Raw genomic sequence first — 22,541 nt, 5'->3', positions numbered from 1 at the left:
GCGCAGGGCGTTTTGGTTTGTCTGCCCCTACTATGGAACACCTGCTTGCCCGCGTCAAAACTCTCGCCGCCGAAGCCGCCGCCGACACGGTGGCCCTGCGTCAGCACCTGCACGCCAACCCCGAGCTTTCGTTCAAGGAGTTCAAGACGGTGGCCTTCGTAGGGCAGGAGCTCGAAAAGCTGGGCCTGCACCCCCAGCCGCTGGCCACCACGGGCTTGGTGGTGCTCATCGAAGGGCGCAACCCCGGCCGGCGGGTCGTGGCCCTGCGCGCCGACATGGACGCACTGCCTATTCAGGAGCAAAACGAGGTGCCCTACAAATCTACCAACGCCGGGGTGATGCACGCCTGCGGCCACGACGTGCACACGTCGTCCCTGTTGGGCACGGCCCGCATCCTGAGCCAGTTGCGCGACGAGTTTGAGGGTACTGTGAAGCTGATTTTCCAGCCCGGCGAGGAGCTGCTGCCCGGTGGCGCTTCCCTGATGATACAAGAAGGCGTGCTCGAAAACCCGGTCCCGGCCAGCATTCTGGGCCAGCACGTGTTTCCGCTACTGCCGGCCGGACAGGTGGGGCTGCGCTCCGGGCGCTACATGGCCAGCACCGACGAGCTCTACCTGACCGTGCGCGGCAAGGGTGGGCACGGTGCCATGCCCGAGCAGAACATTGACCCCGTGCTGGTGGCCGCCCACATCATCGTGGCCGCCCAGCAGATTGTCAGCCGCCGGGCCAGCCCGAAGCTGCCCTCGGTACTCTCGTTCGGGAAAGTCATTGCCAACGGCGCCACCAACGTAATTCCCAACGAGGTGAAGCTGGAGGGCACCTTCCGCACCCTCAACGAGGAGTGGCGCAACGAGGCCCACGGCCACCTACGCAAGCTCGTGGAAGGCTTGGCTGAGTCGATGGGGGCCAGCTGCGAGCTGGAAATCCGGCGCGGCTATCCTTACCTGGAAAACGAGCCCCAACTCACGGCCCGTACCCGCTCCGCCGCCGAGGAGTACCTGGGCGCCGAAAACGTGGTGGAGCTGGACCAGTGGATGGCCGCCGAGGACTTTGCCTACTATTCCCAGGTTACCAATGCCTGTTTCTACCGCCTGGGCACCCGGGCCGCCGACGGCCGCTTTGCCGCCTCGGTGCACACGCCCACCTTCGACATCGACTCCAGGGCCCTCGAGGTTGGCCCCGGCCTCATGACCTGGCTCACGCTACGCGAACTGGCCGCCGAATAAGGCCCCAGCCTGCCTTGCGTATCCTTATCCCGTAGTTTCTGCTATGACTGCTGCTCCCCGCTTTCTGCTGGCCCTGACCAGCCTGGTTGCTCCCCTTGCTGCCGCTGCCCAGCAACGCCTTGCCAACCCGCTGACCGTGCTGGTGCCCCAGGCCCAGGTGGAAATGGCGCTGGCGGGCAATGATTATCTGCTGGCCGCCTACAGCCCGGTTGTCTTCACCGGGGCGGGCTACCGGACCCGCCTGGAGCAGGGGCAGCTGAGCCTGGGCTACGAGCATTTCTGGTCCGAGCACTGGAGCGGGGGCGCCACGTTGCGCTACGTGCCGCGCACTAACCGCGGCAACGGGGAGCTGCTGGGGTTGCCGGGAAGCGTGGTGCCCGGCCTGCTGGTGCGCCACCGCGGGGCCCTCGGGCCCGTGAGCCTGGGGCAGCGCCTAGGCGTGGAATACGTCATTACCCGCAATCAGCTGGTCGAAAATGACAACCGCGCCCTGGCCCGCCTGCGGCTCGATGCTGAGCGCATTTTTGCCCTGGGCGACCAGTTCACCCTGCGCCCCCGCCTAGCCTACGAAGCAGTGGCTTACCTGCGCTTCCAGCGCGACGAAAACCAGCTCAAGGAGCGCACCCTCGACTTTGGCAGCCTGCGGGCGGAAGTGGGCGTGCGGTTTTCTCCCCGTTTCGACCTGACCCCGTGGTTCGCCTACCAGACCATCTACCGCAACTCCTTGCCGTTTTTCAACAGCGCCGGCGAGCAGGTAAGCGGGGGGCGCACCAATTTCGTGACGCCCGTCGCGGGCCTGGACCTACGCCTGACTTTGTTCCGCGGGGGCGCCGTGACGGAGCGGCAACCCTTGCCTTCCCAACACTAAATGCTCGCACGGAAACAGATTACTGACAATAAGTCTGTTTCTGATAGAGCTGAAAAGTGTATCGAGAGCTTTTGAAGGCACATTTATGAAGACGAGTGAAAAAAAGGCAAAACTGAATTCGCTGAATCAGGACTTTTTGTCTTGAAAAAGGACTGGAGGCCGACTGGTACAGAATTTATAGGTTAGGGGCATACCGCAACCGGTAGTTCAATCCTTCAACTTTACCATTCTGCTTCCCATGGCAACTCTCGTTTATAACAACCGCCCTTCCGTTCGTCCTTCCCGCGCCGCTTTCAACTCCGTCCTCAATGAGCTGCTGCGCGACCCGCAGGTAGCGTCCACCACGCCCGGCACCTCGTTTGTGCCCCAGGCTGATATCCTCGAGTCGGCCACCGGCTTCGAGCTGCTGCTGACTCTGCCCGGCGTGGCTAAGGACAGCCTCTCTATTGACTTTCAGGAAGGCAACCTCGTACTTAGCGGGGAGCGCAAAGCCCCCGTCACCGGTGAGGAAAACGGCGTGAAGTTCCGCCGCGTGGAAACGGCTTACGGCACGTTCCGCCGCACCTTCCGCCTCCCCGACACCGTGGACGCCACGGCCATCGAAGCCGAACTCACCGACGGGGTGCTGCGCGTGACGCTGCCCTTTGACAGTAAAAAAGTGACCAAGCACCACATTGAGGTGCGTTAAGGCTCCCGTTGCCGGCAAAAAAGACACCCCGGCGGTGTCTTTTTTGTTGGTTTCGGTGTTAGTAGCTTAAAGCCCGGAATGCAACTTAATGCAACTCTATACCACCCAGCCCGACTCTAGCGTTAGCAGGCTGTAGTTCATTCAGAGCTCACGCTGCTGCTGTAACTTCCCCTAAACTTCCCTTCCCCTCAATTTTATCTAAACCCCCATGCAAGCAAAACAGATGATGCTCGGCCTGCTCGGTTCCGCGGTTCTCGGTGGCGGAGTGGCCGTGGGTGGGTATAAGCTACTGGAGCCCGAGCGCACCAACGCGCCCGTGGTAGTGGCTGCCGACCCCAACGTGCGCTACACCAGCGAACTAAACAGCAGCAAGTACGTGGTGCCGGAAGGCCTCAACTTTGTGGCCGCCGCCTCCTCGGTGACGCCCGCCGTGGTGCACGTGATGACCGAATACGGTCCTAAATCGAGTGACAACAACGCCGCCATGCGCATGGACCCCTTCCTGCGCCAGTTCTTCGGCGACGATGCCGAGCAGTTCCGGCAGCAGCAGGGCCCGCAAGTCGGCTCCGGCTCGGGCGTTATCATTGCCGCCAACGGCTACATCGTGACCAACAACCACGTTATCGACAAGGCCGATAAGATTGAGGTGGTCATGGACGACAAGCGTAAGTTTCAGGCGGAGCTGGTCGGCACTGACCCCAATACCGACTTGGCCCTGCTCAAAGTGAAGGCCGACAACCTGCCCTTCGTGCGCTACGGCAACTCCGACAACGTAAAAGTAGGGGAGTGGGTACTGGCCGTAGGCAACCCTTTCAACCTGAACTCCACCGTGACGGCCGGCATTATCTCCGCCAAGGGCCGTAACATCAACATTCTGCGCGACCGGCAGGGGATGGGCATTGAGTCTTTCCTGCAAACCGACGCCGTGGTAAACCCCGGCAACTCGGGTGGGGCCCTGGTGAACCTGAACGGCGACCTAGTAGGTATCAACTCGGCCATTGCTTCCCGTTCGGGCGCTTTTGAGGGCTACTCCTTCGCCGTGCCCAGTGCTATTGTGAGCAAAGTCGTGGACGACCTGCTCAAGTATAAAGTGGTACAGCGCGCCCTGCTGGGCGTGAACATGCGCGAAGTGGATGCCACGCTGGCTTCCGAGAAGAAGCTGGCTACCCTCAACGGGGTGTACGTGGTGGGTCTAACGGCCAACAGCGCCGCCCAGGAAGCCGGCCTGAAGGAGGGCGACATCATCACCGAAATCAACGGGGTGAAGGTGAACACCTCGTCCCAGCTGCAGGAGCAGGTGGCCCGCTTCCGCCCCGGCGACAAAATCAAGGTGGGCTTCCTGCGCGGCAATGATGCCCGCGTAGCCAACGCCACCCTGCGCAACGCCACCGGCACCACCGACGTGGTACGCGAAAGCAGCGGCCTGAAGTACGAAGGCGCCACCCTTTCGCCGGTAAGCCGGCAGGAACTCAACAAGCTGGGCCTGGAAGGCGGCGCCAAAATCAGCGGCATCAAAGGCTCCAACTTCAAGGAAACCGGCATCGTGGACGGCTTTATCATCACCCGCATCGACAAGAACCGGGTGAATAACCCCCAGGATGTGCAGCGCTACCTGGAAGACGCCAAGAACGGGGACGGCACGCTGGTGGAAGGCGTGTACCCCGACGGCCGCAAAGCCTATTACCCCATCGGGCAGTCGAACTAACTTAGCGGCCAGCCTTAACACTGAAAAAGCCCCGTCAGGTATCTGGTGGGGCTTTTTCGTGCTTTCCAGGTTATTCTTTGGCTGCTTGAATGGCGCCCGCAATGACCTGCATGCCCACGGAGAAAACTAATACGTGAGGCCGGCCCTTCGTCCGGCCCGCGCCGATTTCTTAGCTTTACGGCCCGGCTTCGGCCCCCGCTTCCGCACATCCCATCCAACCCATAGCAGTACCCATGAAACAAGCCCTCGAAGAAGCCACCGCCACCGGCGACGCCCCGGCCCACGCCGACCCGCACGGTATCCAGCACGTGTTGCGCGAGCTAGGCGTCGAGCCCCAGAATGCCGCCTACAGCACCGGCCGCGCCTGGGGTGGCTCCACCGACCACGCCACGGCCATCCAGTCCCCCGCCGACGGCCGCAAGATTGCCAGCGTGCACATGGCCTCTACCGCCGATTACGAGCAGGTGGTCCTCAAAGCTCAGGAAGCCTTCAAGTCGTGGCGCCTGGTGCCGGCGCCCAAGCGCGGCGAAATCGTGCGCCAGATCGGCAACAAGCTTCGCGAGTTCAAGGAGCCCCTGGGCAAGCTCGTGAGCTACGAGATGGGCAAGATCATGCAGGAAGGCCTGGGCGAGGTCCAGGAAATGATTGATATCTGTGACTTCGCCGTGGGCCTCTCGCGCCAGCTCCACGGCTTCACCATGCACTCCGAGCGGCCCGCCCACCGCATGTACGACCAGTACCAGCCCCTGGGTATCGTGGGCATCATCTCGGCCTTCAACTTCCCGGTGGCCGTGTGGAGCTGGAATGCCATGCTGGCCGCCGTCTGCGGCGACGTGAGCATCTGGAAGCCTTCGGAGAAAACCCCGCTGGTAGCCGTGGCCGTGCAGCACATCATCCGGGACGTGCTGGCCGAGAATGAAGTGCCCGAGGGTGTATTCAACGTCATCATTGGGGGCGCCGAAATCGGGGCCGCCATGGCCGCCGATACCCGCGTACCGCTGGTGTCGGCTACGGGCAGCACCCGCATGGGCAAGAAAGTCGGCGAGGTAGTGGGCGCCCGCCTAGGCCGCGCCCTGCTGGAGCTGGGCGGCAACAACGCCATCATCCTGACCCAGCACGCCGACCTCGACATGGCCATGCGCGCCGTGGTATTCGGGGCCGTGGGCACCGCCGGCCAGCGCTGCACCACCACCCGCCGCCTCATCATCCACGAAAGCATTTTCGAAGATGTGAAGCAGCGCCTGCTCGCCATTTATCCCAAACTACCCATCGGCAACCCGCTCCAGGAAGGTACGCTCGTGGGCCCGCTGATTGATAAGCACGCCGTGGAAGGCTTCACCAAAGCGCTGGCGGCCGTGCAGGCCGAGGGGGGTACCCTGCTCACCGGCGGTCAGGTGCTGGAAGGCGCCGACTACCCCACGGGCACTTACGTGCAGCCCGCGCTGGTGGAAGCCAAGAACGAGTACCACACCGTGCAGGAGGAAACCTTCGCGCCCATCCTGTACCTGATTAAGTACTCGGGCAGCGTGGAAAACGCCATTGAGCTGCAAAACGGCGTGAAGCAGGGCCTCTCATCGAGCATTTTCACCCTGAACATGCGCGAGGCTGAAGCCTTCCTGTCGGCTACCGGCTCTGACTGCGGCATTGCCAACGTGAACATCGGCACCTCGGGCGCCGAAATCGGCGGGGCTTTCGGCGGGGAGAAGGAAACCGGCGGCGGCCGCGAGTCCGGCTCCGACGCCTGGAAAGTGTACATGCGCCGGCAAACCAACACCATCAACTACTCCGACCAGCTCCCGCTGGCCCAGGGCATCAAGTTCGACGTGTAAGCAGCTTGCTCAACCGTTATACAAAGGCCCGTCCGGAAGTTCCGGACGGGCCTTTTTCGTTGGAAGCGGGGCGCGCTACTCATCGATTCGGATGTCGCCGTGGCCCTTGTAGTAGAGCGTTCCATCGGCGCCGTAGTACACGTAGTACAGGCGGTAAGTAGCGTCGGCCTTGAACTTGTCGGCGGGCAGAGTGAGGGCAAACAGCATGTTTTTGCCCTTGGCAGCCTGGGCATCCTGCTCCAGCACCACTTTGTATTTACGGTCCACGAACACCAGTTTCAGCTGCATATCGGCCTGGGCAGTGCCGGAATTGAAATGGGCAGACCGCGTAGCGGAAGACACCGGGTTTGGATAAAAACTTAGACCCGACACGCCGCCCTGTTGGCTGCCGTTCAGGTCAACAGCAGGGGCGAGGTGAAAGAGGCCGCGCTCGGTCTTGTTCCAGGTGCCGTCGGTGGTCCAGTCGGTGGGGTCGCCGGCGCCCTGGGGCACGTTCCGCTCATCGCGCATGGTGATGCCGGCGTCTTGGCCGAAGTCGATTTTCTTGCCGCAGCCGGTCAGCAGCACCGTGGCGCAGAGGGCGCTCAAAACGAATGTATAACGCATGGAGAAAAGTAGGGAAGTATACAAGGCAACCCCTAAGGTAGGGCGGCGGCAGCGGATATCCTGGGGCGGGGTGCAACCCGGCGGAACTTCCCTTGTCTTTTTGGCACTTACCCATCAGCACTAGCTGCTTAGCCCGGAAAGTTGGATATTTACCCTCCCCCAGATTCCAGCTCACCCCCAACCCAGGACCGTATGGAGGCATTCGCGTACACCGACATCAACGCCCCGCTCGTGGAGCGCTGCCGCCTGGGCGACCGGCGGGCTCAGGCCGAAATCTACAAGCGCTACTCCAAGGCCATGTTCAACGCCGCCGTGCGCATCACCGGCGACTACGCCGAGGCGGAGGACGTGCTGCAGGAGTCGTTTCTGAGCGCCTTCCGGGAGCTGCACAGCTACAAGGGTGACTCCTCGTTCGGCTCTTGGCTCAAGCGTATCGTCATCAACAAAAGCATCAACTGCCTGCGCAACCGGCGCCTGCAGCTCGTGCCCCTGGCCGACCAGCACGACGCGCCCACGGCCGATGAAGCCGAGGGCGAGTTTGACGCTGAGGAACTCTCGTGGCGGGCCGACGTGGTGCGGCGCTGCGTGCAGGAACTGCCCGACGGCTACCGCGTGGTACTAAGCTTGTACCTGCTCGAAGGCTACGACCACGCCGAAATTGCGGGCATTCTGAACATCACCGAGTCCACCTCGAAGTCGCAGTACAGCCGGGCCCGTAAGAAGCTGCTGGAGCTGGCCCGCCAGCATGGGTTGTAAGAAAGCCCAAAACCCCGGATAGCGTATCCGGGAACCGATTGGAGAAAGAATTGTGCGTATACTCACCGTTATGAAAAAGGATAAAACCGGACTTGAGGACTTCGTCGGACGGCACCGCGCCGACTTCGACGCATTCGAGCCCCGCCCGGATTTGTGGGATGCCATTGAGCAGAGCCTGGACGCCGAAGAGGTGGCCGACGCCGCTCCGCTGCGCATTCTGCCCCTGCGGCCGGCTACGTCGACGCCTGCTGCGCCGGGGCGCCGGCGCCGCTTTGCCTACGGCATAGCCGCCACTCTGCTGGTATTGCTGCTGGCCGGCGTGGGCGTGGTATGGTTGAAAAACGACCCCCAATCGGGCGCCTGGACCAGCATTGGTACCGCCACCGTGGCGGCTGTTTCCGAGGACGAGGCCGCGGCGGTGGAGTCGAACCCCTTCGGGCTGGGCTCCGAATCGGTAGCCACGGCTGCCGGCGCTACGCCGGTGCAGCGGACCGCCGCCGCCGTGCTGCGCATGGAAACCTACTACGCCAGCCAGATCAAGGAGCGCCAGGCTGAGCTGGTGCAACTCGACAAGCAGCTCGGTGCGGGTCCTGACGACTGGAAGCGCGAAATGGCGACCCTGGACTCGACTTACCAGCAGCTCAAGGTGGAGCTGGCCCGCAACCCCGAGCCCGACGTCGTGCTCGACGCCATGAACCGCAACCTGCAGATCCGGCTCGATATTCTGAATCAGCAGCTGCGTACCCGGGCCCAGGTCCAGCAATACGTTGAGCCGGTCACCAAGTAAGCCATGAACCCACGCCAGATCCTGCGCACCTGCGCCCTCGGGACACTCTTTCTGCTGGGTCTGACCACCGTCAGCCCCGCCCGGGAGCGGCCCACCGCGACGCCCGTGCCGCTGACGGCCTTTGCCCTGTACCGGGACCTGCCGGCCGCGGAAGCGGAGCCCCTGCAAAATGGCGGCAAGCCCCAGGAACCCCAGCAGAATGCGCAGACCGCGCAGGGCCCCCAGGATGAAGCCCAGCCCGGCTTGCTGGTGGAGCGCAGCCGCAAGTTGAGCCGCACCTACCCGGCCGCTGGCCGGTCCTACGCCGTAGACACCCGCTACGGCCGGGTGCAGATCAATACCTGGACCCGCAACGAGATTCGCACCGACGTGGAAGTGCTCAGCCGCGCCGACAGCGAGGACAAAGCCCAGCAGCTGCTCGACATGATCCGGGTGCAGAGCACCGACCACGACGCCGAAACCGGCGGCATTGCCTTTCGCACTCAGTTTGGGGCCATGCCCAAGGCCTGCGGGAGCCACGCCAAGCTCTACGAAGTCAACTATACAGTGTGGCTGCCCAAAAACACGGTCCTGCGGGTGTATAACGCCTTCGGAGAAATCAGCATTGCCAGTGACCTGACCGGCAGCACCGAGCTGGCCGTCGAATATGGCACCCTGCGCACCGGCCGCCTCGAAGGCCCGCAGAACTTGCTGCGCGTGGGCAACGGGCAGGCCGCTATCAGCTACGCCCGCCGGGCCAGCATCGATGCTTCCTACTCCAAGCTCCGCCTCGATGAGGGCCAACTCGTGACGTTGCGCAACAACTACTCCGACATCGACATGGGCACCGTGCAGGACTTGACCGTGCACAGCAAGTACGGCGACGTGGCCCTAGGCACCGTGCGCAGCCTGCGCGGCACCTCGGGCTACTCCCGCTTCAGCATCGACCGAATCGACGAGCGGCTGGACATGGCCGTGCAGTACTGCCCTTCGTTTGAGGTGCGCACCACGGGCCGCAATTTCCGCGCTATCAACGTGGATGGGGGCTTCAGCACCATTCTGCTCAACTTCCCTGACGGGGCCGGCTTCAACTTCGACGTGAACACCCAGCACGGCAAGCTGCTCGTGGACAAGCGCCTGGTGAAAGTAGACGCCGAGGAAAACAGCTCGTCATCCAGTGATATGCAGGGGCGCTTCGGGGTGGTGCCAGTGCGCAACGCCGGCAACGTGAGCGTGAAAGTCCGTTACGGCGACGTGCGCTTCAACCGCTGATTTATACTTCAGTGAGCAATTATCATCTGAAAGCCGGCTCCTGCCGGCTTTTTTGCGTTGCCGTCCAGCCGCTTGGTGGGCCGCGCGTACCTTTATGGTTCACCTGCTTTCGGCTCCCGATGCGTTGTCTTTGGTTATTGATGCTGTGCCTGAGCGCTTCGGCGGCGCGGGCCCAGCAAACGGCTTCTGCTATGTCCACTTCCTCCGCGGCTCCCACCGCCCACGCCTCCATCATGCGCACGTACGCCCTGCGCCTGCGCCCCGGCGACGACCTGCGCCAACAGCTCCAAGCCTTCACCGAGCAGCACCAGATCCGGGCCGGCGCCCTCGTGACCAGCGTGGGCAGCCTGACCACGACCACCCTGCGCCTGGCCAATCAACCCGGCCCGACCGTGTACCGGGGGCACTTCGAAATTGTGTCATTGGTCGGCACGCTTTCCACCAACGGCAGCCACCTACACCTGTCCGTGGCCGACTCCACCGGCCGCACCCTGGGTGGCCACCTGCTCGACGGCTGCATTGTCTATACCACCGTGGAGCTGGTAATTGGCGTGCTGGACGAGCTGGATTTTCGCCGCGAAACTGACCCGGTTTCCACCTACAAGGAGCTGAGTATCTACCCGCGCCCCGCGACTCCGACCCGGTCGTCAAAGCCTAAAAAGTAGGCCCAGTACCCCGTTAAGAAACTTTGTAAATACTGCCCGCGGATAAACATGTGAAAAAGCTCGGCATGCCGAATATTTTTTGCTTTTTGCAGCTTCTCCACGTAGTCCGCTGGCCATGTCTACTTCCGCAGCTGTTCCCGCTTCCCCGGATACGCCCCAGGCGGCGGCTTTCCGGCGTACCATTTCCAACCCGCTGAAGCTGCGCCTGTTTATGCTGCGCAGCCTGCCCATGGCCTACCTGGCCGGCTTGCGCATCCGCGAAATCACGCCCGAGCAAGCCACGGTGACGGTGCCGTTTAAGTACCTGACCAAAAATCCATTTCGCAGCATCTACTTCGCCTGCCTGAGCATGGCCGCCGAAATGGCCAGCGGCGTACTCTCCATGATGCACACCCAGGGCGGGCGCGTGTCGATGCTGGTGGTGGGGCTGGAAGCGGAATTCACCAAGAAAGCCGTGGGCCTGATTGCTTTCACCAGCTCCGACGGGCCCCGTATTGCCCAAGCCATCGCTGAGAGCCGGGCCACCGGCGAGGGCCGCACCGTGGTCTGCACCAGCACCGGCACCGACCAGGCCGGCGACACGGTGGCCGTGTTCCGCATCACGTGGTCGTACCGGGCCAAAAAATAAAGTCTCTCTTCCAGGGAAAAACTGTCATTGCGAGCAAGGCGAAGCAATCCGTTGCAAACCATAAGCAGCGCCTTGTAAAATGGAAAGCCCGGTCGGAGCTAATCGACCGGGCTTTTTGCTACTAAAGAGTTGGCTGCATTGCACAGGGCGGCGTGCTGCGGCGAGCCCCCTCGTAACGACATTATTCCTCGCGGTTGCTGTCTTTGGTGATGACGTCGACCAGGCCATCCTCGCTGACCACGATGGCCATGCAGGGGTAAGGGCTGCTTTCCACGTAGCGGATGGCCGAATTGTAGCGGGCGCCGCGGGTGCTGGTGCCGTTGCCGGAAGCCTTGCCGTCGAGAATCACGCCGATGGAGTAGCAGTACGATTCGGGGTCGATGAGGATGGCGCCGTCGATGGCGGTGATGAGGCGGGTGATGAGCGGAGTCAGCGGGACGGGCTCAATGAGGGTGCACTGCAGCTTAAGGCGGTCGGCTTCGGCCAGGGCCTCGGTGGTGATGACAACCAACGTCCCGTGCTTTTGCCGGCTGGCTTCGAGCACCACGTCCCAGAGGCGCTCCACTTTAATCGGGTCGGTCAACTCGAAGGTGCGCTTGAGGTCTTTGCGGAACTTGGAACGGTTGAGCCGGGCGCGGGGCAGGCTGGGCAGGCCGTAGTTGCTGCGCATAAGCACCTTGCCGTCGTGCTGAAATTCCCAGGCGTAATGAGTCACGAAGTTGATCAGAAACAAGTCCTCGCGGGAGGCGTCGTAGGTGCCAATCTGCCGGCCCAGAGCGTACACATTTTCGCCGTCGGCGAGCAGGCTTACGTCGGCAGTGGTCATTTCGAGCAGCTTGCGCACGGCCCGGTAATCGGTGAGCGGGGTGGGGCAGGTCAGGGCAAAAACTTCTTCCAGGTTGGGGTGGCGGCGGGCGGCCAGAATCAGCTTACCCACGCCCTCGGCGCCCTCGTAGCGCAAGGACGAAATCGTGTTACAGGTCGCAAACAGCTTGGCCGAACCCGGGCTGATGCCCAGCGCCTGCGCCAGGGTATCCATTAGCAACTTGCCGGCTGCCCGCACCAGTTCCTCCGTTTCGCGGGGGCGTACCAGCAGCCCCGAGCCCGGCTCCGGTTCGGTGAGCGACTTCATGCACTCCTCATTGAAGCGCAGAATGGCCGCCTGCAGCAGCGAAGGCGCCAATAGCTTACCGTCGGTGTAAAACCGGTTGGGCCGCAGCGTCGGGTGCAGGCGTAGGGCTTTGCGGTTGAGCTGAAGTACGGTTATCACGTAGTAGCTGCCCACCTGAATAGGCCAGCCGGCAAAGCTTTGGCGCCGGCCAGTGGGCGTATCCAGCTCGTCGAGGACTTCCTGCATGGCCCGGCGCAGCCCCATGGCGTGCTGGCGCCGAACGGCCATTTCGGTAGTAATATGTTCCCGTTCGGGTGAGGGTGAAGTCGAAGGCCAGGGCTCGGTGAGCTGAAAATGCTCCCCCCGGGCCAGCACGTCGCCGAAGCGGCGGAAGTCGAGACCGCAGTCGGCCGGTTCCAGGCAGACGGCCGTCGGCTCGGGCGTCGTTTGGTCCAGCGGAATTCCGACCACAATCACGTCCGGGTCCAGCTCATCGTCCAGGGCCTCGAAGATGCCGTCGGCAATGCCCTGCGCCGCCTGCCGAAAACGCGCCTGGTAGGGCCAGATGGTTAATTCGTTCACCGGGGTCAGCGGTGGCAGCATGGGCGCGACGGGCGGGGCGGAAATCAAGGGCAGCGGGGCAAGCATAACGCAAACGGAAAGGAAGGTCTCTAGGCAGGACGGATAACGACGGCCGATATTTTAACCCGCGGCAAGGCGCGGAGTATGCTACAACTGGAATATAACCGGCAACACCATCTTTTGCTTTACGGGCTGCCCCTGAAACTGCGCGGGCGTCCACTTGGGCGCGGCCTTGATCAGGCGCAGGGCTTCCTCGTCGAGGCCGGAGCCCAGGCGCTTGCCAGCCAGCTTTACGTCGGTCAGCGTACCGTCTTTCTGAATCATGAACTCCACCGGCACGCGGCCTTCCACCTTGCGCTGCCGGGCCAAGGCGGGGTAGCGCTGATTTTTTTGGATCCACTCAAAAAAGGCGTCGGTGCCGCCCACGGGCCGGGCGGGCTGCTCGGGCGCCACCACCGTCGGGGCCGGAGCGCCGTTGGTGCCCGCGGGCTTCAGGGGCGTGCCGTCGTCGGCCACGGCGGGGGCGGGACCGCCGGCGCCCAGGGGCAGCTTGTAGGAAATGGGGACCGTCACGCGCTGCCGCACCTTGCCGCCCTTGTGCTCGGCCGGCGTCCATTTCGGCCCGCCTTTAATCAGGCGAATGGCTTCCGCGTCCAACTCCGGGGCTACGGCCTGCGTAACGGCCACGTTGGAAATACCGCCCGATTTTTCCACCACGAACGTCACGTTGACCGTGCCTTCCTGCCCGGCCTGCAGGGCCTTGGTGGGGTACTGTTGATTTTTCTCGAGGTAGTCGGCGTAGGCCTGCAGCCCGCCCACGGGCACGGCTGGCTTCTGCACGGCGTCGTAGATCTGGTCGGCCTGCACTTTCGGGTACTTAAGCTTTTTCTGGGCCTGGGCGGCGGTGAGCGAAACGGTGCTGAGTACTACGAGCAGCGCCAGACGACGGACGGAGGTGAGCATAGGAAGCAGGGGTTAGAAGGAGAGGATGCCAGCGAAGTTTACAACAACCGCACCAGCCGGTAAACAGGTCATTATCCTTACGAATTGCGCCGGAATTCGGTAGTTTTGGCCGTATGGCACCTGACGAAACCTCCTCTGCGCACAATTCCAGCCGGGCCCCCGAACCGGTCGGCCTGTATCCGCACGCCCGCCGGGTGGGCAACCTGCTGTTTCTGTCGGGCGTCGGGCCCCGGCAGCGGGGGCAAAAGGCCGTGCCCGGCGTGGAGCTGGACGAGGACGGCAACATCCTGAGCTACGACTTCGAAAGCCAGTGCCACGCCGTGTTTCAGAACGTGCGCTACATCCTGGAAGAAGCCGGCGCCCGCTGGGAAGACCTGGTGGACGTGACCGTGTTTCTGACCAACATGAAGGACGACTTTCATGTCTACAACCGGCTCTACGCCGAGTACTTCGCCAGCAGCCAGCCCTGCCGGACCACGGTCGAAATCAACTGCCTGCCCACGCCCATTGCCATCGAGCTCAAGTGCGTGGCGGCGGTTGCCGGGGCTTAGCATGCACCATCGGTATTGCCTGCTGGTAGTTGCCCTGCTTTCCGCCGGTGGAGCTGCATTCGGCCAACAGGACCCGGGACAATTCCGGGCCGCGCAGCTTCGGGAGCTGCGGCAGGCGCAGCCCCTGGTGGGCTCCTACGAAGGCGCGCTGGGTGGCCGCTACCCCATCCGGCTGCAGCTTTCCACCCGCGACTCGGCCCTGACCGGGCAGTATTACTACTGCGCCAACGGCCGCCTGCTGGATCTGACCGGCCGCCCCACGGGCGAGGGCGGCGCCGTGGCCCTGCGCGAAACGGCCGAAAACGACACGGTCACCACGGGGCGGTTTGTGTTGCGCCTGCAGCCCGACCACTCCCTGACGGGCACCTGGTACAACGCGGCGGGCACCGTGCTTTTGCCCTTCCACCTGACCCGGGTGCCCACAACGGCCCGGGTGGCGGCGGCCCGGGTGCAGACCCGTACCTACCTGCGCACCTTCGAGGTACCCGTCGTGACCGTGCCGGATGCGGGCGTCAGGGCCCTGCTGGCGCACCGATTCTCCCTGCAAAGCCTGATGGGGGAAGACCTGGCCAGCCTGCGGGCCCACGCCGCCGACCAGCGGGAAAGCGGCGTACACTACGGCTCCCAGGAGCTTCGTTACGACGTGAACTGCAACGAGCGGGGCCTGCTCAGCATCACGGTCTGGGAGGAGGGCGTGGGCGCCAGCATCTGGCACAGCTACCAGTCCCAGGCCATTGACCTCAACACGGGCTTTGCAGTAGACCTGGCCGATGAAATCCGGCCCGAGCAGCTGAGCCGGTTTTTGGCCCTGGGCCAGCAGAAGCTGCGACCGGTGCTGGAAGGCATTATCGCCGAACAGCAGGAGCTCTTGCAAGACGAAGACCGGGAGGGTCTGCGCGCCGAGCAGTTTTCCCTGGCCAGTGTGCGCGAGTTCAAGGTGGCACCCAACGGCCTTACCTTCGACCACCCGACTCAGTACGGCATGTCGAACTTCCTGTTCCGGACCTTGCAGGGCAGCTTCACGGGGGACTTCAGCTGGGCGGAGCTCGACGCTTTTCTGAAGCCCGACAGCCCGCTGCGGCGGCTTATGCCGCGCTGAACAGGCTGGAGTAAGCTCGACAAAGAACCGCGTAGCCTATCTTTGGCTTCCTTCTTCATCTGTTCTTCATGAAACATTTGCTACCCGCTCTGCTGGAGCTCTTTGCCGGCCCGGAATGCCCCGCCGAGCAGTTTTCCCCCGATTCGAGCAAGGTTATCGGGCTCAGTGAGGTGGTGGTGTCGGCTAACCGCACTCTGGAAACCAAGCGCGACATTCCCCAGCAGATTGACGTGCTCACGGCCCGGCGCATCCGCCTGCAAAACCCGGCCACCATAGCCGATGCGCTGCAGAACTCGGGCTGGGTGTTCGTGCAGAAGTCCCAGCACGGCGGCGGCTCCCCGGTGATGCGCGGCTTCGAGGCCAACAAGGTGCTGCTGGTCGTCGACGGGGTGCGGCTCAACAACGCCATCTACCGGGCCGGCCATTTGCAGAACATTCTCAGCGTGGACGCCAACGCCCTGGAGCGGGTGGAGATTTTGAATGGCGCGGGCGCGGTGATGTACGGCTCCGACGCCCTGGGCGGGGTTATCAGCCTCTACACCAAGCAGCCCCGGCTGGCCGACAGCACCGGCTTCGCGGCCCGTACCACCAACCTGCTGCGCTACGCCACCGCCGCCCGCGAAAAAACCGCCCACACCGACTTTTCCCTGGGCTGGAAGCGCTGGGCCACGTTTACCAGCATCACCGCCACCGACTTCGACGACCTGCGCAAAGGCCGCCACGGCATCGACGCCTACCCCGGCTTTGGGGAAGTGAAGCAGTACGTGGAGCGCCAAAACGGCAAGGACGTGGTGGTGGCCAACGACGAGGTGAACCGCCAGAAGTTCACCGGCTACCGCCAGCTCGACGTGGTGCAGAAGCTGCTGTTTCAGCCCAAAACCGGCCAGCGCCACCTGCTCAACCTACAGCTGTCCACGACCTCCGACGTGCCCCGCTTCGATAGGCTGCAAACCTACCGCAACGGCGCCCTGCGCTACGCCGAGTGGGATTATGGTCCCCAGAAGCGGCTTTTCGGCTCCTACCAACTCGAGCTGACCCGCCGCCGCGGCCTGTTCGATGTGCTGCGCCTCACGCCCGCCGTGCAGGCCGTGGAGGAAAGCCGCCTCGTGCGCGACTTTGGCAAGGACGTACGCCAGGAAAACACCGAGAAAGTGCGGGTACTCAGTGCCAACCTGGACTTGTTCAAGAATATCGGCCGGCACGAGCTGCGCTACGGGGCCGAGCTTACCCACAACCGGGTGCGCAGCATCGGCGAGGGCGTCAACGTCGTGACCGGGGCCGTGACGCCCATCGTGACGCGCTACCCCAACGGCTCAACCTACGCCACCCAGGGTCTGTACGCGGCCCACCGCTGGGAAATTACGGACCGCCTGATCCTCTCCGACGGTCTGCGCTACAGCCGGGTGCAGGTGAATGCTGAGTTTGACCCGCGCTTTTTCGATACGCAGTACCGGCAGGTCGACCAGAGCTCCGCTTCCCTCGACGGCAACGTGGGGCTGGTGGCCCTGCTGCCGGCCGGCCTGCGCCTGAGCGGGCTGGTGGCGACGGGTTTCCGCAACCCCAACGTGGACGACATCAACAAAACCTTCGAGCAGAACAACGGCACGCTCATCGTGCCCAACCCCGGCCTGAAGCCGGAGCGCGTGGTGAACTACGAGGTGGAACTGTCAGAAACCGTGCAGGACCGGCTGCTGGTGTCCCTGACCGGCTTCTACACCACCCTGCGCGACGCGCTGGTAGTACGCCCCTTCACCACGCCCGACGGCAAGACCACCACGACCTACAACGGCCAAACCTACGCTACCGTGGCCACCGTGAATACCGGGAAGGCCCGCATTCGGGGCGTGGCGGCCCGGGCCCAGCTGGCGTTGCCCGCCCACCTGCGCCTCGATGGCACCCTGACCTACACCCAGGGCCGGGACCGGGTGGCCGACGTGCCCCTGGACCATATTTCCCCGCTCTACGGCCGCGCCGCGCTGACTTACCAGCAGGCCAAGCTCACGGCCGAGGGCTCGGTGCTGTTCAACGGCCGCAAGCGGGTGCACGAGTACAGCCCGTCCGGCGAGGACAACCTGCCCCAGGCTACTCCTGTTGGGGCGCTGGGCTGGTACACGCTCAACCTGCGGACCAGCTACCAGCTCACCCGTAGCTGGGCCGTGCAGGCGGGCCTGGAAAATATCCTCGATACCAACTACCGCGTCTTTGCCTCCGGTATCAGCGGCGCGGGCCGCAATTTCTTCCTGGCCGTGCGGTTTGAGCGGTAGGGGAGAAGTGCGCAAGTGCGGTGTAAAGGTTGACTGGCCCGGCGTTGCCGTCCTTCCCGCTCCGAAAGCCGTACCAGGAGGTTTGAAATGATAGCGGATGAAAAAGCTACTATTTGACGCGCTTGCCCAGGAACACGCGGCTGCGCTTCTGTAAGCTTGTAGAGGATAGATATTCGTCGTACTCGATGCGCAGGCTGTCGCGCGTGGTCAGGTAGCCCTTGCCGTAAGGGCTCAGGCAGCCGGAGTCATTCATGTCATGGTTGATATTGATGCCGCGCCAGCGCAGGCCTACCTCGAAGGAAGGAGACTGACAGCCCTTGCCCAGGTTGCGCAGGTAGTTCAGCAGCGGGGCGGCCGGGTTGTTGGGGAAAACATAGTTGGGCCCGAGAAAGATGCGCACGGTAAACGTGTCGCGGGGCGCGTCCACGTTGGCGCCCTGAAACTTGCCGTAGATGGGCGCGCGCAGGTCGCCGCGGGGCATGAGCGTGAGCGTGGTCAGCAGCGTGTCCACGCCGTCGTCCTTGGGGAAGCAGGCGGTGCTGGGCGGGCGGCGAGCAATCAGGCGCACGGGAATGCGGCCGGTGACGGCCTCGGGGAAGTCCAGCGCGAAGCGGCGCTCGGTACGGGTATTGGCCGCACTGCCCACCTGCCACTGGTAGCTGGTATAGGGAGCGGCGGGGGCCTCGAAGCCGACGACCTGGCCGGTGTAGACCGTGTCGGGGGAGGGGGTGCCCGTGCCCTCGAGGTAACGGATGTTCAGGTGGGGGAGCTGCAGCTTCTTGCAGGGGTCGGCGGGTACGTCTTTCTTGTGGCAGGCCGGTAAGGCCAGGGCCAGCCCCAGGGCCAGACGGGTGGATAGTTTCATGGCAATAAGCGGTAGATAGGAATCAATTGATTTGCTGACACAAGATTTTGTTTTTTATCAACATGTCCAACTTCTTAGTTTCTAATCTACAGGTAATCATCAATAAAGGGCGTGGATTGCGGATAAAGCCGGGCGGAAATTCGGTGGGGAAAATAATGCTGAGCAGGCAGCAATAATTCCCGAATTCTACTTTGCGCTGCTCCATCAGCAGCAGGATAGTGCCGACATCTGGCGCCAAAATGCTAGCTTGAAGCTCACCTGTACCGCCACCCTGCCTTGCCATGAGCTCCGCCGACCCCACTCCGCGCCCCATCGTTAAGCACTACTCCAACGGTGAAGTCACGGTGGTGTGGCAGCCGGCGCTGTGCATTCACTCCAAAAAGTGTGTGCAGGGCCTGCCCGCCGTGTTCGACTTTGAGCGCCGCCCCTGGATTGACCCCACGGCGGCATCCTCGGCCGCCATTGAGCGGCAGATTGAAACCTGCCCCAGCGGGGCGCTAAGCTACTTCCGCAACGCCGACCGGGCCGCCGAGCCGGCCACTTTGCCCGTTACCGACGACGTGCGGGCCACCGTGGCCGAAACCCGCCCCACCGACCTGCCGCGGGTGGAGGTAAGTCCCGGCGGGCCGCTGCTGGTGCACGGCCCGGTGCTGGTGTGCGGCGCCGACGGGCAGCAGCAACTGCACCCGCGCACCGCCCTGTGCCGCTGCGGACAATCGGCCAATAAGCCCTACTGCGACGGGTCGCACAAGCAGCTCCCGGCGGACTGGGACCAGGCGGGCCCGGCTGAAACCGGGAAATAAGTGGCCGAAGCGGACCGGGGCGGCGTACCTTCGTGGCTGCTACTTGTTTCGTTATTATGCCCGTTTCCGCCGCTGTTCGTTCGCTTTCCATTGCCCCCGCCGACGTTTTCACCGAAAACCTGACCGTCCACACCGACCAGGAAAAGCACTTTGCCGGCCGGCACCAGCTTGGGGGCTGGCTGCGGGTGCTGCTGTTCGGACTGGGCGCGGCCGGGGCTTGGGGGCTGTTTACGAACGGTCAGATCGGGGCGGGCATCGGGTTTTTGGCCGCGGTCTGGCTGGCGTTCTGGCTCTTGGTGCGCTGGCACTCCCGGATGCACTACCAGCGGGAGCATCACCGCCTTTTGGCCCAGCTCAACCAGGAGGAGCTGCGCCGCCTGTCCGGCCAGCTTTCGGGTTTCGACGGCGGCCTGCGCTACCTCGACGCCCAGCACGCCTACGCCGCCGACCTCGACGTGTTCGGGGCCCAGTCCCTGTTTCAACTCCTGAACCGCGCTACCACCCGCCTGGGCCACGACTGGCTGGCCGGCTGGCTGCTGGCCCCGGCGGCGGCGCCGGAAGTGGTGGCCCGGCAGCAGGCCGCCGCCGAATTGGCCCCCGAAACCAGCTGGCGGCAGGAGTGGCAGGCCCGGGCCCGGCACTTTCCCCACCAGCAGGCCGACCCGCGGGCCTTCAGCACTTGGCTGGCCCGCCCCGACTATTTTGCTGACAAGCCCTGGCTCAAGCCGATGCTCGTGCTGCTGCCCCTGCTGCTGCTGGCGGCCATCGGGGCCGGCGTGCTGGGCTTGGGCTACCGGTCCGTGGCCTTCGTGGTATTGGCCATCAGTCTGTTCAACGGCCGTTTCGGCGCTATCCGGGCTGAGTACGGGGAGCAGGCCCTGGCCATGCGCGACGCCCTGCGGGCCACCCAGGCTCAGCTGGCCTGGTTTGAAGATGACACCGAGCAGGACTGGCAGGCCCCCCGGCTGCGGGAGCTGCGCGCGCGGCTGCGCACGGCCAGCCACGGTACGGCGGCCACGGTGCGCCTGGGGCGGCTGGCCACGGTGGCGGGCATGTTTTCGGTGCGGGAACATCCGTTGGCCCTGCTGCTGACCAACAGCCTGTTGCTCTGGGACCTGCACGCCATGTGGCAGCTGGAGCGCTGGAAACGCCACTTGGGGCCCGAACTGACCACCGTGCTGGAAGTGCAGGCCGAGTTGGAGGCCCTGGTCAGCCTGGCCGGATTTCAGTTTGCCAACCCCGCGTACGCCGTGCCCACGCTCAGCCCCGAGCCCCTGGAAGTAACGGCCGAAGCCCTGGGCCACCCGCTCATTTTCAGCGCCGGGCGCACCACCAACGACTTCCACACCGCCGGCTACGGTCGGACAGGCGTTATTACGGGCTCCAACATGTCGGGTAAAAGCACTTTCCTGCGCACCGTGGGGCTGAATATGGTGCTGGCTCTGGCCGGCGGGGTGGTCTGCGCCCGACGGCTGCACCTGAGCCCGGCCCGGGTGTACTCGGCCATGCGCACCCAGGACAACCTGGCCGAAAGCACGTCCTCGTTTTATGCCGAGCTCAAGCGCCTGCGCCTGCTGCTGGAGCTTACGGCCGGGCCGGCTGCTGCCGGTGCGCCGACAACCCCTCCCGAATTCCCGGTTTTCTACCTGCTCGACGAAATCCTGAAGGGCACCAACTCCCGGGACCGGCACCGCGGGGCCCGGGCCCTGATCCGGCAGCTACACCGCCGCCCGGCCAGCGGCCTGATCAGCACGCACGACCTGGAGCTGGCCGCCATGGCCGACGAGTTGCCCGGGGCCGTGACCAACTACAGCTTCAACAGCGTCATCGAGGGGGACCGGATTCTGTTTGACTACCACCTCACGCCCGGGGTTTGCGGCAGCTTCAACGCCAGCAAGCTCATGCAGCTCATGGGCATCGACCTGGAAGATGACCATGAAGCCTAAGCCGGCCAACTAAACAGTAGCGCCGCCGTTATTTCGTTCACGTTTCCCGCTCAATTTCCTTCCATGTACGTTCGCAGTAACCTCCGTTGGCGCCTCATTTTTGAATCTTCCTGGCGCAGCCTGCTGGCTTTCGCCATCTGGTCGGCGGTGGTCTGCATTGTGTACGGGCCGCTGAACGTTCACTCGGTGGCTATTCCGTGGCAGCCGGTGGGCACGCTCGGTATTGCCGTGTCCTTTTACATTGGCTTTAAAAACAACGGCTCCTACGACCGTTTCCTCGACGCCCGCCAGATCTGGGGCGGCATCGTCAACAGCAGCCGCAGCTGGGCCGTGCAGGCCCTGGAGTTTGTGACCTCCGTAGTGGATGCTCCCGGCGTGGAGGCCCCGGCCGCCACACTCGAGGAGCTGAGCGTGCGCCACCGCCGCCTGCTCTACCGCCACTTGGCCTGGTGCAACGCCCTGCGCATCCGTCTGCGCCAGCAGCCCGAGCTCTGGGACACCGACGTGGCGCCCTTCCTCGACCCGGCCGAGTCGGAGGCGACGCGCCACAAGCGCAACCCGCCCACCCACCTCGTGCGTGAGCAGGGCGCCGAGCTACGCCGCCTGCGCGAGGAGCGGGGCCTGCTCAACGATTTCCAGCACGTGGCCATGATGCGCACCCTGGACCGGCTCTACGACCTGCAGGGCGGCTGCGAGCGAATCAAGAACACGCCTTTTCCCCGGCAGTACGCCTTTTTCAGCTACCTCTTCGTGTGGCTGTTCGTGGCCCTGCTACCGTTGGGCCTGATTGCCGAGTTTTCCCGCCTCGGCCCCGACCATATCTGGCTTACCATTCCGTTTTCGATGCTCGTGTCGTGGGTGTTCAACACGATTGAGGTAGTGGGCCACACCAGCGAGAATCCGTTTGAGAACCAGATGAACGACGTGCCCATGACGGCCCTGTGCCGGACCATCGAAATCGACTTGCGCGAAATGCTGGGCGAAACCAACCTGCCCGAAGTCCTCAAGCCGGTGGATGACATTCTGTACTAGGGCGTTGAAGGAGTTGTATTATTAGAAGTAAATATAGCTAACCTCTTGTGGGTCAAGTATCAGCCTAAAGCTGGGCGATGCCGGCGCATGAGAGCAGTAGTCCGGCTATACCGGGTAATATGGCGGGGAGAAGCCGCGGGAGCGGGCCAAGGATAGGCGGGTGAAGTTGTTTTGTGTAATTCTAATAACGGATTGCGCTGGGAAACTATCCCGTGCAAAATCGGGTCTAGAGGCCATCATCTTCTGGTAGTCAGGTAAGCTGCTGAGCCTGTGTGGGCTGCCCGTGGGGGCGCCGGAAGAAGTCGCCAATGCCGCC

The 22,541-nt window shown here is 63.6% G+C and carries 20 protein-coding genes; 16 read left to right on the top strand and 4 right to left on the bottom strand.

All coding sequences use genetic code 11. The annotated features are described in order from the left end of the window. Positions 1 to 32 precede the first annotated feature (32 nt). The 5 genes from EWM57_RS01155 to amaB all read left to right on the top strand — a co-directional run bounded on the left by EWM57_RS01155 (position 33) and on the right by amaB (position 6,316). Entirely contained in the window at positions 33 to 1,226 is a 1,194-nt protein-coding gene (locus EWM57_RS01155; protein ID WP_129919297.1) for a M20 metallopeptidase family protein, read from the top strand. Between the two features lie 43 nt (positions 1,227 to 1,269). Continuing rightward, positions 1,270 to 2,094: a hypothetical protein gene (locus tag EWM57_RS01150; protein ID WP_129919296.1), complete on the top strand. Its 825-nt coding sequence runs from the start codon at positions 1,270 to 1,272 to the stop codon at positions 2,092 to 2,094. A gap of 238 nt (positions 2,095 to 2,332) precedes the next feature. Further along, a complete protein-coding gene (locus EWM57_RS01145; RefSeq protein ID WP_129919295.1) occupies positions 2,333 to 2,782 on the top strand; it encodes an Hsp20/alpha crystallin family protein in 450 nt (149 codons plus the stop codon). A gap of 208 nt (positions 2,783 to 2,990) precedes the next feature. Beyond that, on the top strand, positions 2,991 to 4,487 hold the full coding sequence (locus tag EWM57_RS01140) for a Do family serine endopeptidase (RefSeq protein WP_242509942.1): 1,497 nt from the start codon (positions 2,991 to 2,993) through the stop codon (positions 4,485 to 4,487). Positions 4,488 to 4,720: 233 nt separating this feature from the next. Beyond that, positions 4,721 to 6,316, top strand: coding sequence for an L-piperidine-6-carboxylate dehydrogenase (gene amaB, locus EWM57_RS01135; RefSeq protein WP_129919294.1), 1,596 nt, complete (start codon positions 4,721 to 4,723; stop codon positions 6,314 to 6,316). Positions 6,317 to 6,391: 75 nt separating this feature from the next. Here amaB and EWM57_RS01130 read toward each other — a convergent pair whose 3' ends face one another. Then, the gene (locus EWM57_RS01130) at positions 6,392 to 6,922 is read right to left on the bottom strand and encodes a hypothetical protein (RefSeq protein WP_129919293.1); all 531 of its coding nucleotides are present in this window, start codon (positions 6,920 to 6,922) and stop codon (positions 6,392 to 6,394) included. 192 nt (positions 6,923 to 7,114) lie between these two features. On the opposite strand from EWM57_RS01130, the gene EWM57_RS01125 reads away from it, so the two are divergent. The 5 genes from EWM57_RS01125 (at position 7,115) to EWM57_RS01105 (ending at position 11,009) form a co-directional block, all read left to right on the top strand. Next, entirely contained in the window at positions 7,115 to 7,678 is a 564-nt protein-coding gene (locus tag EWM57_RS01125) for an RNA polymerase sigma factor (protein WP_129919292.1), read from the top strand. Between the two features lie 70 nt (positions 7,679 to 7,748). Next, positions 7,749 to 8,465: a hypothetical protein gene (locus EWM57_RS01120; RefSeq protein WP_129919291.1), complete on the top strand. Its 717-nt coding sequence runs from the start codon at positions 7,749 to 7,751 to the stop codon at positions 8,463 to 8,465. Between the two features lie 3 nt (positions 8,466 to 8,468). Then, on the top strand, positions 8,469 to 9,716 hold the full coding sequence (locus EWM57_RS01115) for a hypothetical protein (RefSeq protein ID WP_129919290.1): 1,248 nt from the start codon (positions 8,469 to 8,471) through the stop codon (positions 9,714 to 9,716). Between the two features lie 191 nt (positions 9,717 to 9,907). After that, complete coding sequence (locus EWM57_RS01110) at positions 9,908 to 10,381, top strand: PPC domain-containing DNA-binding protein (RefSeq protein ID WP_242509941.1); 474 nt, start codon at positions 9,908 to 9,910, stop codon at positions 10,379 to 10,381. A 115-nt stretch (positions 10,382 to 10,496) separates the two neighbouring features. Next, complete coding sequence (locus EWM57_RS01105; RefSeq protein WP_242509940.1) at positions 10,497 to 11,009, top strand: PaaI family thioesterase; 513 nt, start codon at positions 10,497 to 10,499, stop codon at positions 11,007 to 11,009. Positions 11,010 to 11,190: 181 nt separating this feature from the next. On the opposite strand, the gene EWM57_RS01100 is transcribed toward EWM57_RS01105, so the two are convergent. Together EWM57_RS01100 and EWM57_RS01095 are read right to left on the bottom strand one after the other, a co-directional pair. Continuing rightward, complete coding sequence (locus EWM57_RS01100; RefSeq protein ID WP_129919288.1) at positions 11,191 to 12,768, bottom strand: DNA integrity scanning protein DisA nucleotide-binding domain protein; 1,578 nt, start codon at positions 12,766 to 12,768, stop codon at positions 11,191 to 11,193. An 81-nt stretch (positions 12,769 to 12,849) separates the two neighbouring features. After that, positions 12,850 to 13,665, bottom strand: coding sequence for an energy transducer TonB (locus tag EWM57_RS01095; RefSeq protein WP_129919287.1), 816 nt, complete (start codon positions 13,663 to 13,665; stop codon positions 12,850 to 12,852). A gap of 113 nt (positions 13,666 to 13,778) precedes the next feature. On the opposite strand from EWM57_RS01095, the gene EWM57_RS01090 reads away from it, so the two are divergent. The 3 genes from EWM57_RS01090 (at position 13,779) to EWM57_RS01080 (ending at position 17,579) form a co-directional block, all read left to right on the top strand. Continuing rightward, positions 13,779 to 14,216 (top strand): RidA family protein, encoded by a 438-nt coding sequence (locus EWM57_RS01090; protein ID WP_129919286.1) that lies wholly within the window; start codon positions 13,779 to 13,781, stop codon positions 14,214 to 14,216. 1 nt (position 14,217) lies between these two features. Further along, on the top strand, positions 14,218 to 15,315 hold the full coding sequence (locus EWM57_RS01085) for a hypothetical protein (protein WP_129919285.1): 1,098 nt from the start codon (positions 14,218 to 14,220) through the stop codon (positions 15,313 to 15,315). A 68-nt stretch (positions 15,316 to 15,383) separates the two neighbouring features. Next, the gene (locus tag EWM57_RS01080) at positions 15,384 to 17,579 is read left to right on the top strand and encodes a TonB-dependent receptor (protein ID WP_129919284.1); all 2,196 of its coding nucleotides are present in this window, start codon (positions 15,384 to 15,386) and stop codon (positions 17,577 to 17,579) included. A gap of 109 nt (positions 17,580 to 17,688) precedes the next feature. Here the strand turns inward: EWM57_RS01080 and EWM57_RS01075 are convergent, their stop codons facing one another. Beyond that, a complete protein-coding gene (locus EWM57_RS01075; protein ID WP_129919283.1) occupies positions 17,689 to 18,444 on the bottom strand; it encodes a hypothetical protein in 756 nt (251 codons plus the stop codon). Between the two features lie 281 nt (positions 18,445 to 18,725). On the opposite strand from EWM57_RS01075, the gene EWM57_RS01070 reads away from it, so the two are divergent. From EWM57_RS01070 to EWM57_RS01060, 3 genes are all read left to right on the top strand, one after another. Beyond that, positions 18,726 to 19,247 (top strand): (4Fe-4S)-binding protein, encoded by a 522-nt coding sequence (locus tag EWM57_RS01070; protein WP_129919282.1) that lies wholly within the window; start codon positions 18,726 to 18,728, stop codon positions 19,245 to 19,247. 56 nt (positions 19,248 to 19,303) lie between these two features. Then, a complete protein-coding gene (locus EWM57_RS01065) occupies positions 19,304 to 21,193 on the top strand; it encodes a MutS-related protein (RefSeq protein WP_129919281.1) in 1,890 nt (629 codons plus the stop codon). Between the two features lie 63 nt (positions 21,194 to 21,256). Beyond that, entirely contained in the window at positions 21,257 to 22,225 is a 969-nt protein-coding gene (locus EWM57_RS01060; protein ID WP_129919280.1) for a bestrophin family protein, read from the top strand. The last annotated feature ends 316 nt before the right edge of the window (positions 22,226 to 22,541 follow it).

This window comes from Hymenobacter persicinus, assembly GCF_004167665.1.
In the GTDB taxonomy this organism is placed as follows: Bacteria; Bacteroidota; Bacteroidia; order Cytophagales; family Hymenobacteraceae; genus Hymenobacter; species Hymenobacter persicinus.
This window is presented reverse-complemented; position numbering and strand designations above follow the sequence as displayed.